General features: G+C 61.8%; 10 protein-coding genes. 6 read left to right on the top strand and 4 right to left on the bottom strand.

Going from position 1 to position 12,323, the window contains the following annotated elements:
* The first annotated feature begins 13 nt into the window (after window positions 1-13).
* From LUA85_RS09335 to LUA85_RS09315, 5 genes are all read left to right on the top strand, one after another.
* Window positions 14-277 (top strand): hypothetical protein, encoded by a 264-nt coding sequence (locus LUA85_RS09335; RefSeq protein WP_231469028.1) that lies wholly within the window; start codon window positions 14-16, stop codon window positions 275-277.
* A gap of 69 nt (window positions 278-346) precedes the next feature.
* Window positions 347-580 (top strand): hypothetical protein, encoded by a 234-nt coding sequence (locus tag LUA85_RS09330; protein ID WP_231469027.1) that lies wholly within the window; start codon window positions 347-349, stop codon window positions 578-580.
* Window positions 577-1,065 (top strand): glutathione peroxidase, encoded by a 489-nt coding sequence (locus LUA85_RS09325; protein ID WP_231469026.1) that lies wholly within the window; start codon window positions 577-579, stop codon window positions 1,063-1,065. The genes LUA85_RS09330 and LUA85_RS09325 overlap by 4 nt, the downstream gene beginning before the upstream one ends.
* 75 nt (window positions 1,066-1,140) lie before the next feature.
* Complete coding sequence (gene dnaE, locus LUA85_RS09320) at window positions 1,141-4,731, top strand: DNA polymerase III subunit alpha (RefSeq protein WP_231469025.1); 3,591 nt, start codon at window positions 1,141-1,143, stop codon at window positions 4,729-4,731.
* A gap of 21 nt (window positions 4,732-4,752) precedes the next feature.
* Window positions 4,753-6,372, top strand: a complete 1,620-nt coding sequence (locus tag LUA85_RS09315) for a long-chain fatty acid--CoA ligase (RefSeq protein ID WP_231469024.1) — start codon at window positions 4,753-4,755, stop codon at window positions 6,370-6,372.
* Window positions 6,373-6,375: 3 nt separating this feature from the next.
* Here the strand turns inward: LUA85_RS09315 and LUA85_RS09310 are convergent, their stop codons facing one another.
* From LUA85_RS09310 to LUA85_RS09295, 4 genes are all read right to left on the bottom strand, one after another.
* Window positions 6,376-7,449, bottom strand: coding sequence for a PA0069 family radical SAM protein (locus LUA85_RS09310; protein WP_231469023.1), 1,074 nt, complete (start codon window positions 7,447-7,449; stop codon window positions 6,376-6,378).
* Between the two features lie 47 nt (window positions 7,450-7,496).
* On the bottom strand, window positions 7,497-8,024 hold the full coding sequence (gene moaB / locus LUA85_RS09305) for a molybdenum cofactor biosynthesis protein B (protein WP_231469022.1): 528 nt from the start codon (window positions 8,022-8,024) through the stop codon (window positions 7,497-7,499).
* Window positions 8,014-9,720, bottom strand: coding sequence for a lytic transglycosylase domain-containing protein (locus tag LUA85_RS09300; RefSeq protein WP_371823716.1), 1,707 nt, complete (start codon window positions 9,718-9,720; stop codon window positions 8,014-8,016). Before LUA85_RS09300 ends, moaB begins: the two co-directional genes overlap by 11 nt.
* A 74-nt stretch (window positions 9,721-9,794) precedes the next feature.
* Entirely contained in the window at window positions 9,795-10,562 is a 768-nt protein-coding gene (locus tag LUA85_RS09295; RefSeq protein ID WP_231469018.1) for a uracil-DNA glycosylase family protein, read from the bottom strand.
* A 103-nt stretch (window positions 10,563-10,665) separates the two neighbouring features.
* On the opposite strand from LUA85_RS09295, the gene LUA85_RS09290 reads away from it, so the two are divergent.
* Window positions 10,666-12,315: an electron transfer flavoprotein-ubiquinone oxidoreductase gene (locus LUA85_RS09290; protein WP_231469016.1), complete on the top strand. Its 1,650-nt coding sequence runs from the start codon at window positions 10,666-10,668 to the stop codon at window positions 12,313-12,315.
* Window positions 12,316-12,323 lie beyond the last annotated feature (8 nt).

The following is a 12,323-nucleotide window of genomic DNA, read 5'->3' as shown; positions in this document are numbered from 1 at the left end:
AGATCGTATTCCCATGAACACAACGATCCGCGCAGAAGCCGCCGATGCCGCCGCATTCTGGAACGACCATGCCACCGTTTTGCGCCGCGAGGCGGCCGACGGTGTATTTCACGGTTTCGCCTCGCTTCATGCAGGCACGTTTGCTGACATGGTCAGGCTTGTCGCCCGCCTTTCAGAAGATGAGCGCGCAAGCCTCGTGATCGAAAAATCGGGTGACCGCCAGTATTCCGCCGCAGAAATCGCGGCGCTGGCACGGCGCTCCGATTTTCCGGGTTAAGCTGGCGAGGTTTCCCGTTGATCGGGTTTGCATGACGTGCCACGTCTTTCGCCGACAAGGGGAGAAATCATGTCCGGTCTTGATTGGAATGCCGAGGCCACGCTGCATGAACGCGACGATGCCGGTTCGGAAATGCAGTATAACTTCAACATGCTGAAAAAGGCACCGCTCCGCGAACTCGTTACCGAGGTGGTCGGCATGTCGGTCGATCAGCGCGCACGTCTGGTCATCGATGTGGCGGGCGGAAAGTCGCTCAACGTCGGTGAAGTCATGGAACTGGCCAAGTCTGAAGGTCTGGTATGAGCACACCTGCGACCATTGCCGATTTCACGGCGAAGAAGCCAAATGGCGAAACGATCGATCTGGCTGACAAGGTCGGCAAGGTCTTGCTCGTCGTGAACACCGCATCGAAATGCGGCTTTACCCCGCAATACGATGGCCTCGAAGCGCTGTGGAAACAGTACGGTGACCGTGGCTTTGAAGTGCTGGCATTCCCGTGCAACCAGTTCGGCGCGCAGGAGCCGGGCAGTGCTGACGAGATCGAAAGCTTCTGCAAGATCAACTTCGGCGTCAGCTTCCCGCTCATGGCCAAGATCGATGTCAACGGCGACAATGCCGATCCGCTCTATGACTGGCTCAAGAAGGAAGCGCCGGGTGTGCTTGGCACCAAGGCGATCAAGTGGAACTTCACCAAGTTCCTGATCGGTCGCGACGGCAAGGTCGTCCGCCGCTACGCCCCGACCGACAAGCCTGAAAGCATCGCCAGGGATATCGAAGCGCTGCTCTGATTATCGCATAGACAACAGGGGATAAAAAAGGCTGCGCCTCTCGAAAGGGCGCAGCCTTTTGCTTACCTTGAAATCATGCCCCACGCTTCCTTTGTCCCGCTGCGCGTCTTTTCATCCTATACGATGCTGGATGGTGCGGTAGACCCGAAAGCCATCGCCAAGACGGCGGCAGAGCGTGGTTTTCCGGCTGTCGCCATAACCGACCGCAATGGGCTTTATGGTTCCGTCGCCTTTGCCAAGGCGTGCAAGGATATGGGCGTGCAGCCCATCATCGGAACAATGCTGGCGGTTGCCCGGCCCGATCGGGAAGGGGCCGCAACCGGCTTCGGTCCCGCATCGCCGACTATCGATTGGCTGGCGCTCTATGCCCAGGATTCGGCCGGTTACGATAATCTCTGCCATCTTGTCAGCCGCGCGCATCTGGATCGCCCGCTGGAATTCGAAGCCCATGTCGTGCTGGCGGACCTTGTCGGTCATACAGATGGCCTGATCTGCCTGACCGCCGCCGGGGAAGGCGCTTTGGTGCAACTGCTGGCGGGGCAGCAGCAATCCGCCGCCGAAGCTTACCTCGGCAAGCTGCAAGACCTGTTTCCCCGGCGTCTCTACATTGAAATCGCGCGCCGCAACGATGCCGCAGAAGAAGCCGCCGAAAATGCGCTGATCGATCTGGCCTATGCGCGCGATCTGCCCCTTGTCGCCACAAACCCCGCCCGGTTCGCCGAACGCGGCTTTTACGATGCCCATGATGCCATGCTGTGCATCGCCAGTTCCACTCATGTCGACAGCACCGACCGCCCGCGTTCAAGCCGCGAATGGTGGATCAAGCCTGCCGAGGTGATGGAGGAACTGTTCAAGGATCTGCCTGAGGCCATCGCCAACACGCTGGTCGTGGCGCAACGCTGCGCGGTGATGCCGCCACGCCGCAAGCCGATCCTGCCCAGTCTTGCGGGCGATCAGGAAGGCGAAGCGCGGATGTGCGCGGCAGACAGCCGCAAGGGTCTCGTCCTGCGGCTCAAGCCCTATTACCCCGATTTCACGCACGAAGAACTGGACCGGGTGCTGTGCCTGGGGCCTGATGCCGAACCGGACCCGGCCGATTACCCGCAACTCAACCTTGCCGGCGTTTGGGATGAAGTTCTCGGTTATCGCGAGCGCCTCGAATTCGAAGTTGGTATCATCAACCGCATGGGCTTTGGCGGTTACTTCCTGATCGTGGCCGATTTCATCAAATGGGCCAAGGATCAGGGCATTCCGGTGGGGCCGGGCCGTGGTTCGGGCGCAGGTTCGCTCGTTGCATGGGCGCTGACGATCACGGACCTTGATCCGATCAAGCTGGGCCTGCTGTTCGAACGCTTCCTCAATCCCGAACGCGTGTCCATGCCGGACTTCGATATCGATTTCTGCGAAACACGGCGCGGCGAAGTGATCCGTTATGTCCAGCAGAAATACGGGCAGGATCACGTCGCCCAGATCATCACATTCGGCAAGCTGAAGGCCCGCGCGGTGCTGCGCGATACCGGCCGCATCCTGCAGATGAGCTATGGCCAGACCGACCGCCTGTGCAAGATGGTGCCCAACCATCCCACCGATCCGTGGCCGCTGCCCCGCGCGCTGAACGGCGTGATGGAACTCAAGCGCGAATATGACCGCGACCCTGAGGTCAAGCGCCTGATCGACCTGGCGATGCAACTGGAAGGTCTGCCGCGCAACAGTTCCACTCACGCGGCAGGCGTGGTGATCGGCGACCGTCCGCTGGCGCAACTCGTGCCGCTGTACCGCGATCCGCGCTCGGACATGCCGGTCACCCAGTTCGACATGAAGCATGTCGAGGATGCAGGGCTGGTCAAGTTCGACTTCCTTGGTCTCAAGACGTTGTCGGTCCTGCGCAAGGCGGTGGACCTGCTGGGCAAGCGCCAGATCGAGATCGACCTGTCCGCGCTGGCGTGGGACGATGAGCAGACCTACAAGCTGCTCCAGTCGGGCGATACCGTCGGCGTGTTCCAGCTCGAATCCGAAGGCATGCGTCGCACACTGGCGGCGGTGAAGCCCACGAACTTCGGCGACATTATCGCACTGGTCTCGCTTTATCGGCCCGGTCCGATGGACAATATCCCGCTGTTCGGCCGCCGCAAGAACGGGCTGGAAGCGATCGAATATCCGCACGAGAAGCTCAGCGTCATCCTCTCCGAAACCTACGGCATCTTCGTCTATCAGGAACAGGTGATGCAGGCCGCGCAGATACTGGCGGGCTATTCGCTGGGTGACGCCGATCTTCTGCGCCGCGCCATGGGCAAGAAGGTCCAGGCAGAAATGGATGCGCAGCGCCAGCGTTTCGTCGATGGCTGCAAGACCGTTTCCGACATCCCGGCAGCCAAGGCCAACGAACTGTTCGACTTGATCGACAAGTTCGCAGGGTATGGTTTCAACAAGTCCCATGCCGCCGCTTACGCCCTGTTGGCTTACCAGACCGCATGGTTGAAAACCCACTACCCGCACGAATTCTATGCTGCTTCGATGTGCTTCGACATGCACCAGTCGGAAAAGCTTTCGGTCTTCGTCGATGATATGCGCCGCAATGGCGTGGCGCTGGCCGGGCCGGATATCAATCATTCGGTCGCTGAATTTACCGTCGAACGCACACATGATGGCTATGCTGTGCGCTATGCCCTGGCGGGCCTGCGCAATGTCGGTGAAAAGGCGATGGAGCAGATTGTCGAGGAGCGCGAAGCCAATGGCCCGTTCGCCTCGCTCGATGACCTGTTTCGCCGCATCCCCGCAGGCGCGATGAACCGCCGCCAGTTGGAAGCCCTGGCCGCTGGCGGAGCGCTGGACTGTCTGGAATCCAATCGCGCACAAGTGATCGCCAACGCCGAACTGCTGATGGCGGTTGCCGATGAAGCGTCACGCTCGCGCACATCGGGGCAGGGCGGGCTGTTCGGAAGCGACGATCACGCCGTTCCCGCTACACGCCTTGCCGATGCAAAGCCATGGTCGCGATCCGAACAGATGGCGGCAGAGCGCGAGAACTTCGGCTTCTATTTTGCGGCGCACCCGGTCGAGGAATATCGCGCAGTCGCATCGGCCAACGGCGCGCGGACTTTCGGCAGCCTGATCGGCGGGACGGGTGAGGCGGCGGGCCGGTCGGCGGCGGTCATGGCCGCGCTGGTGGAGAATGTGCAGAAACGCAAGACCAAGCGAGGCAAGGACTTCGTCATGGCCGATTTCTCGGACAGTTCGGGGCTGTTTTCGGCCTCATGCTTCGAGGAAGCGCTGGTCGAACCGTTCCAGCAATGGGCGCGGGAAGGCACCTGCGTCCTGCTCAATGTCGAACTCGACCGCCCGAACCCTGACGAAGCCCCGCGCGTGACGGTCCGGGGCGCGCGGCCTCTGGCCTCGGTCACCAGCGCATCGCGCATGCAATTGAAGCTCGAAGTGTCCCGGCCCGAAGCGATTGCCGAACTCGCCCTGCTGCTGCCGCGTGGCGGCGATGCCAAGGGCGAGGTACTGGCGCGGCTCAAGACCGGCGGACCGAAGGAGCCTCTGGTCCGGCTCGGCAACGATTTCAAACTCGACAGTGACCTGATCGAAAGATTGATCCCGATAGAAGGACTTGCCAATGTGGCGCTGTCCGCAAGGCCGGAAAGGTATCTGCGGCTCGTCGAATAGACGGCGTTCGGGAGAGAGACCATGCAGCAGCGGAATCAGCCCATGGGGTCGATGCAGGACTGGACGTTGCGCGTTGCTCGGCTGATCGATCACGCCGCGCGCGAACACCCCACGCGCGAGATCGTCAGCCGCTGGGCCGATGGCAGCGAAACACGCACGAACTGGGCCGGCATCCGTCACGATGCGCTGCGCATGACCCAGGCCTTGCGCCGCATCGGCATTCAACCGGGCGACCGTATAGCCACGCTTGCGATGAATCATCACCGCCACCTCGTCAGCTGGTATGGCGCGGTGGGCGTTGGCGGCATCCTGCACACGATCAACCCACGCCTGTTCGAAGATCAGCTCGATTATATCGTCAATCACGCCGAAGACCGGGTGATGCTGTTTGACAAGGCATTTGCTCCCCTGGTCGCACGGATGAAACCCCGCTGGCCAACGGTCGAACGCTACATCTGCTTCGACAGCGGCGAACCGGCACCTCACTTCGAAGACTGGATTGCCCCGGAAGACGGGCAGGCCCAATGGGCCGATGGCGATGAACGCGATGTCTGCATGTTGTGCTATACCAGTGGCACCACCGGAAATCCCAAGGGTGTTCTCTACGAACACCGCTCGACCATGCTTCATGCGATGAGCGCGATAACTCCGCCGGTTTTCGGCATGGATACGCGCATGGTCATGTTGCCGATCGTGCCGATGTTCCATGCAGCCAGCTGGGGATTGCCTTGGGCAGGTGCAGCCGCCGGCAGCAAACTGGTGTTTTCGGCCGTCAACGAAGGCGCCGTCCTGTGCGATCTCATCAATCGTGAACACGTGACGGCAGCAGCTGGCGTACCGACCGTATGGCTTGCACTGCTGCAACATGTCGATGCGACCGACGGCGCAATTCCAGGCAGTTTGAAAACGATCGTCTGCGGAGGTTCCGCCATGCCGCGCGTAATGGTCGAACGCTTCATGCGCCAGGGCATCCGCGTCAATCACGCCTGGGGCATGACCGAAACATCGCCCGTTGGGACCGCCGGGACCGAAACCCTTGATTGGGAAGAGCTGAGCCTTGACCAAAGGGTTGCGGTCAAGGCGATGCAGGGGCGGCCTCCGTTCGGTATCGAGATACGCTGCGTCGATCTTGGCAATCCTGCCACGGTCCTGCCGCGCGATGGCAAGAGCGCAGGCGCGTTGCAGATTCGCGGGCCATGGGTGGTCAAGCGGTACTTCAAGGCCGAACACGACGCAGTCGGCGATGATCAGTGGTTCGATACCGGCGACGTCGGGATCATTCATCCCGAAGGCACGTTGCGACTGACCGATCGCACCAAGGACGTGATCAAATCCGGCGGGGAGTGGATCAGTTCGGTCGAACTCGAAAACGTCGCAATGGGTCACCCGGCCGTGGCCGAGGCCGCCGCCATCGGCATTGTCCACCCGAAGTGGGGCGAACGGCCCTTGCTGGTCGTGGTGACCAAGCAAGGCGCTGAAGTTACGCAGGACGAACTGCGCAATTACTTGCGGCAGCATGTGGCCAAATGGTGGGTCCCCGATGCGGTCGCCTTCGTCGATGCCATTCCGCACACCGGCACCGGCAAGATCAGCAAGAAGGACTTGCGCGAACTGTTTCGCGAATATCAATGGCCCGTGTGACGTTCAGGCCTGAAACAGATCGAGTTGCCCGCCTCTGCCGGGTTTCCTGAATTGTGTGCAATCGAGGTCCACTTCGGCCTTGCCGATGCCGTATTTTCGACAGGCCACACGAAACCGGTTGCGGACAAGGTCTGCCCACACACCTTTCGGCTTCATCCGCGTGAAGAATCGCGGATCGTTGTCGCGCCCTTCGCGAACGGAATGGACGATCGACATGACCTTGTCAGCGCGGTCGGGAAAATGTGTATCGAGCCATTCGCGGAAAAGCGGCGCCACCTCGTGCGGCAGCCGGAGCATGATCCAGCTGGCAGACCGCACCCCGCGTTCGGCGGCCTCCTGCAGAATTCCCTCAAGATGCTGATCGGTTATCGATGGAATCACCGGTGCGATCGAAACATGGGCTGTTACACCTGCGGTGACCAGACGTCCCAGCGCCTCCAGACGCTTGGCAGGCGCGGATGCCCGCGGCTCCAGCACACCAGACAGGCGCGGATCGAGACTTGTAACCGAGACGCCGACGGCCGTCAGATTGTGCCGCGCAAGCTCTACCAGAAGATCGAGATCATCCAGTACGCGCGCCGATTTGGTAGTGATCGTTACTGGATGCCGCAGTTCAAGGCACAGTTCGAGCACCGATCGTGTGATGCGATAGCGTGCCTCTATCGGCTGATAAGGATCGGTATTCGTTCCCATCGCGATGGGCGCGGGCGTATAGGCTGGCTTGGCGAGCGCCTCGCGCAGCAATTTTGCGGCATCGGGCTTTGCAAACAGCTTCGTTTCGAAATCCAGCCCCGGTGACAGATCGTGATAGGCATGGCTGGGCCGGGCATAGCAATAGATGCAGCCATGCTCGCACCCGCGATAGGCGTTGACCGAGCGGTCAAACGGAATGTCGGGCGATCGGTTGAAGGTCAAGATGGAGCGGGGATGCTCCTGCGTTACCGATGTCCGTAGCTTCGGGCCGGGACCGTCGATATCTTCGCAGGCATCCAGCCAGTCGCCATCGGCTTCGCGCGTGGCAAGGCCGAAGCGGGTGGGCACATTTGCCGATTGCGCGCCTCTGCCATGGATCGTCATGGCAGGGATTGGAACATAAACAGAACAAAAAGGCAAGCGCCAGAAAGCTATTGTTCCAGCAGCCTCGGCATCAGTTCAACGAAATTGCAGGGCCGGTTGCGGCTGTCGAGCTGTTCGGCAAGGATACCGTCCCAGCCATCCTTTACCGCTCCGTTTGATCCGGGCAGGGCAAAAATATACGTTCCGCGCGCCACGACCGCGCAGGCGCGTGACTGGATCGTGCTGGTGCCGATGGTCTTGAAGCTGAGCCAGCGGAACAGTTCGCCAAAGCCTGGAATGTCTCGCGTCTTCACGCGGTCCAGCGCTTCTGGGGTCACGTCGCGCCCGGTCAGTCCGGTGCCGCCGGTAATGATGACCGCATCCACCGTGCGATCATCGATCCAGTTGTTGAGCCGGCTGGCGATGCGGTCGGCATCATCCTTTTCCAGCCCGCGCGCCGCCAGTTTGTGGCCTGCCGCCTTGACCCGTTCGGCCAATATATCGCCGGATGTGTCGTCTTCGGGGCCGCGCGTATCCGAAACGGTCAGCAAGGCAATGTTGATCGGCTTGAAGGTCCGCGAAGTGTCAATTGCCACGCGATGCGATCCTTACATTCTCAGCCCCGGCAAGGCCCGGAAACTTCGGCCACATGCCTTGCACCAGTCCGAGGCGGCTTTCCGATGGTCCGCCGGCCTGCCGCTCATACATCCAGTAATTGCGCATCACGATGGAAACGTAACCGCGCGTTTCCCAATAGGGAATCGATTCCATCCACAGCAGCGGATCGTTGCCGCCGCGGATTTCGGTGTTCCAGCGCGAAATCGGCAATGGTCCGGCGTTATAGGCCGCCATGACCTTGGGCAGAAGGCCTTGCGTCGCTTCGGAATTGCGCAATTGCTGAAGGTATTGCTGACCGAACGCCAGATTCACGTCCGGCAGGTCCAGTTGGCTGTCGCGGCCCGCCATCAGTGGTTCGGCCCGCGCCATGTCGCGCGCGGTGCCAGGCCTCACTTGCATCAAGCCCTTCGCACCCGCCGGACTGGTGACGGACGTGCGGAAATTCGATTCCTGCAGCGAATGGGCAAACAGCAGCGCTGGATCGACCTTCCACCCGGTAGCGGGAACCCATTTGGGCGCGGGGAACCGCGCGGCTTCATCCGGCCTTGCCCCTGTCGGCGCATTGTATGCCATCCACAATTGCGTCGAAGGCAACCCCAGATCGCGCGCCAGGCGTGAAAGCGGCGCATATTGCCCAGGATCGCCGATGCGCGCCTGATGCCGCAGCACTTCGTCGGCAAGGCCATCCTCGCCAATTTCGGCCAGCTGCACGGCAGTGCGGATATTGGAGACGTTGCGCAGGGCCTGCCAGTCGCTGGTCGAGAAATCCGGCGCTGCCTGTGGCTGGTTTTCGCGCATGCCCAGCGCCTCGGTTGCCATCATTCCATACAGCGTATCGCCGAAGCGGGCAGCGGAACGGAGCGAGGCGGATACCTTTTCGGGCTTGCGGCAGCGCATCCACGCGCGGCTCGCCCAATAATGCGCGGCAGAACCCAGTTCCTCGTTCTGCGCCGAAGTGGCCGCCGCGGTAAAGGCATCGGCTGCGGAAAGGCAATCGCCCAGCCGCCAGCTTGCAAGCCCTGCCGTCCAGTAGGCTTCTGCCACCCAAGGCCCTGCGCCTTCGACAGCCGTCAGCGAAATGGCGCGGGCCGTGGCGTCATCGTTCTCGATATAGAACGCCCAGCCGACCTTCTGGCGCCATTCCGCGCGGGCTTCGGCCGAAAGCGTGGCATCCACCCCATCCAGCAGCACACGCGCGCCGACCGGATCGTCCATCTTGATCCGCTCAAGGATCGCGGATGAGACGCCTTCGGGCATAGTGCCATCGGCAATCGAGCGCGGACGGATGCGCTTCGACACGCTTGGCAGGGAAACGAAGCGCTGCGCTTGCGGCAATGCCGGAAGTTCGCTTGCTCCGCGCTTGAGCGCCAGCCGGCCCAGTTGCTCTGCCCATGGCAGGTTTGGCGCGGCGTTCAGCGTATCGGTAATCGGGGCCAGTTCAGCCTTGGGCGAGGTGGCCGCCAGAATGTATTGCGCGCGGGCCACGGCATGAAGCGGACCATCGCTGCGTTGCGAAAACAGCGCCTGAACCTGCGTCCAGTCCTGCTTCTCGATCGCGCCGAACAGCGACTTGTAGTACGAACGGTCATCCTGGCTCAGCAGGGTTGGCACTGCCGTCCGGTCGGCGCGGCCACGGAAGTAATCCACAGCCGCACTGTTGGCGTGTGCAGGCATCGCCGCCAGCGCAGCGACAGACGTCGCCAGCGCAAGGAGCGTGCATCGTGCAGCGCGAGCCAGTTTCACTATGACTATTTCCCCGTCCAGTCGAGCCAGCGGCCCCAGAACCCCGCCTTCAGGGAGGGGCGTGCCAACATGGCGTCAAGATCCCACGTCGATATGGCTGCTATACCTGATGTCTCTTGATTAATTGTGCGTAAACCGTGAGCCAAATTCGGCGGGTCGTGTCCCAGAAGCGCTGAAACGCCTGTCGCGCCCAAGACCAGCAACTTTTGCGGTGCCGCAAGGCGGATATGGTGAAGCAGCACCTCGCCCAGCCCGGTTGCGCGCAACGCCTCCCAATCGGGCATCGGAACGTGAGCGGGCAGGGCAGAGGCGATGTAAGTCTCTGCTCGTGCAAGCCCCATGGAGCCGAGCATTGCATCGAGCAAACGCCCTGCGCGGCCGCTCAACAAGGCAGCGCCATCGTCGGCTGACGGCATCGGCACAAGAACCATCAGCCTGGCCTGCACCGGCCCGGCGGGTGGCAGGCGCGCGAGGCCCGCGGGCGCAAGCGGCCCTTCAGCCAGCCACCATGATGCAAATTCATCCAGCGATTGCGGCCATCGCGAACGATCGCTGACGATCGGTGCCTGCGGCGAATCGCGTGTTGCGACCAGTTCACGCAGCGGCTTCTGCGGCGCCGGAACCGGGGCTTCGGCAGAATGTTCGCCTTGCGCCAGCCAATCCTGAGGGTCGTCGACGAACGTCCCCTCCACGCCCGCATCGCGCCACCAGTCCAGCGCTGCCACAAGGGCTTCGCTCCAGTTCGCACGGTTTGCGTCGGCAATCTCTGGCAAGCGGTCTTTCCTCCGGGTCCGATTTGCGGTCTTGACCTTGACGGTGGCCTCTTTCAAGGCGGAAAGCGAATTCGGATGCGCAAATAGTCGGGAGTACGCGGGCATGAGCGAACGGGAATCGATGCCGTATGACGTGGTCATCGTTGGCGGCGGACCAGCAGGTCTTGCCGCATCGATCAGGCTGAAACAGGCCAATCCCGAAGTGTCGGTGTGCGTCCTCGAAAAAGGCTCCGAAATCGGCGCGCACATCCTGTCGGGCGCGGTAGTCGATCCCAAGGCGCTGGACGAACTGCTGCCTGAATGGCGCACGATGGGCTGCCCGCTGGCCGAAGTGCCGGTGACTGACAACTGGCACTGGCTGCTGACCAAGACCGGCAAGGTCGCGATTCCGCACTGGCCGATGCCTCCGTTCATGTCGAACGACGGCAATTACACCGGCAGCCTTGGCAACCTGTGCCGCTGGATGTCGGAACAGGCGATGGAACTGGGCGTGGAGATCTTCCCCGGTTTCGCCGCTGCCGAAGTGCTGTTTGATGATAACGGCGCGGTCATGGGCGTGGCCACCGGCGATATGGGTGTGGCCAGGGACGGTTCGAAGAAGGGCGATTACCAGCCCGGCATGGAACTTCACGCCAAATACACGCTGTTTGCCGAAGGTGCGCGCGGCCATCTGACCAAGCGCCTGAAAGCGCACTATGACCTTGAGCGTGATTGCGAACCGCAGGTCTATGGTATCGGCATCAAGGAACTGTGGGACATCGATCCCGAAAAGCACGTGCCGGGCCGCGTCCTGCACACGCAGGGCTGGCCGCTGTCGGAATCGAATTCGTGGGGCGGCGGCTTCCTTTACCACCAGTCCAACAACCAGGTGGCGCTCGGCTTCGTCACCGCGCTCGATTACGCCAACCCCTACGTCTATCCGTTCGAGGAATTTCAGCGCTGGAAGCAGCACCCGGCGATCCGCGAAATTCTCGAAGGCGGTCGCCGCGTGTCCTATGGCGCGCGCGCAATCAACGAGGGTGGCTGGCAATCGGTGCCGCGCCTGTCGTTCCCCGGCGGTGCGCTGATCGGATGCTCGGCGGGCTTCGTCAACGTGCCCCGGATCAAGGGCAGCCACACCGCGATGAAAAGCGGGATGCTGGCAGCGGATTCCATCGTCGCCGCCATTGCTGCGGGCCGTGAGAAGGACGACATGGTCGAATACGACACTGCCGTCCGCGAAAGCTGGATCGCGACCGAACTCAAGAAGGTGCAGAACGCCCAGCCACTCGTCGCCAAGTTCGGTGGCGAATTGGGCACCGTGCTGGCAGGCGCCGACATGTGGCTGCGCACCATCGGCGGCTTCGGCATCTGGAAGCCGATGAAGCACCACAAGGACGCGGAAGCCACCCAGCGCGCCGATCTTTACAAGCCCATCGCCTACCCCAAGCCCGATGGCGTGATCACCTTTGATCGCCTGACCAGCGTCGCGTTCTCCTATACCAATCACGAGGAGGACCAGCCGTGTCATCTCGTGCTCAAGGACCCGACCGTTCCCACGCGCATCAACCTGCCGATCTACGCTGGCCCCGAAGCGCGTTATTGCCCGGCAGGTGTCTATGAATACATCGGCGTGGAAGAAGGCAATCCGCGCCTGCAGATCAACGCGCAGAACTGCGTCCACTGCAAGACCTGCGACATCAAGGACATGACCCAGAACATCGAATGGGTCACACCCGAAGGCGGCGGCGGACCCAACTATCCGAACATGTAGGATAATGT

Source organism: Novosphingobium sp. CECT 9465, from assembly GCF_920987055.1.
Classification (GTDB): Bacteria; Pseudomonadota; Alphaproteobacteria; order Sphingomonadales; family Sphingomonadaceae; genus Novosphingobium.
This window is presented reverse-complemented; position numbering and strand designations above follow the sequence as displayed.

Excerpts from the sequence above, each read along its gene's own strand:
- LUA85_RS09335 (WP_231469028.1), top strand. The coding sequence starts at position 14 with ATGAACACAACGATCCGCGCAGAAGCCGCCGATGCCGCCGCATTCTGG.
- LUA85_RS09290 (WP_231469016.1), top strand. The coding sequence starts at position 10,666 with ATGAGCGAACGGGAATCGATGCCGTATGACGTGGTCATCGTTGGCGGC.
- LUA85_RS09315 (WP_231469024.1), top strand. The coding sequence starts at position 4,753 with ATGCAGCAGCGGAATCAGCCCATGGGGTCGATGCAGGACTGGACGTTG.
- dnaE (WP_231469025.1), top strand. The coding sequence starts at position 1,141 with ATGCCCCACGCTTCCTTTGTCCCGCTGCGCGTCTTTTCATCCTATACG.
- LUA85_RS09330 (WP_231469027.1), top strand. The coding sequence starts at position 347 with ATGTCCGGTCTTGATTGGAATGCCGAGGCCACGCTGCATGAACGCGAC.
- LUA85_RS09325 (WP_231469026.1), top strand. The coding sequence starts at position 577 with ATGAGCACACCTGCGACCATTGCCGATTTCACGGCGAAGAAGCCAAAT.
- LUA85_RS09310 (WP_231469023.1), bottom strand. The coding sequence starts at position 7,449 with ATGACGATCCATGGCAGAGGCGCGCAATCGGCAAATGTGCCCACCCGC.
- LUA85_RS09300 (WP_371823716.1), bottom strand. The coding sequence starts at position 9,720 with ATGCCTGCACACGCCAACAGTGCGGCTGTGGATTACTTCCGTGGCCGC.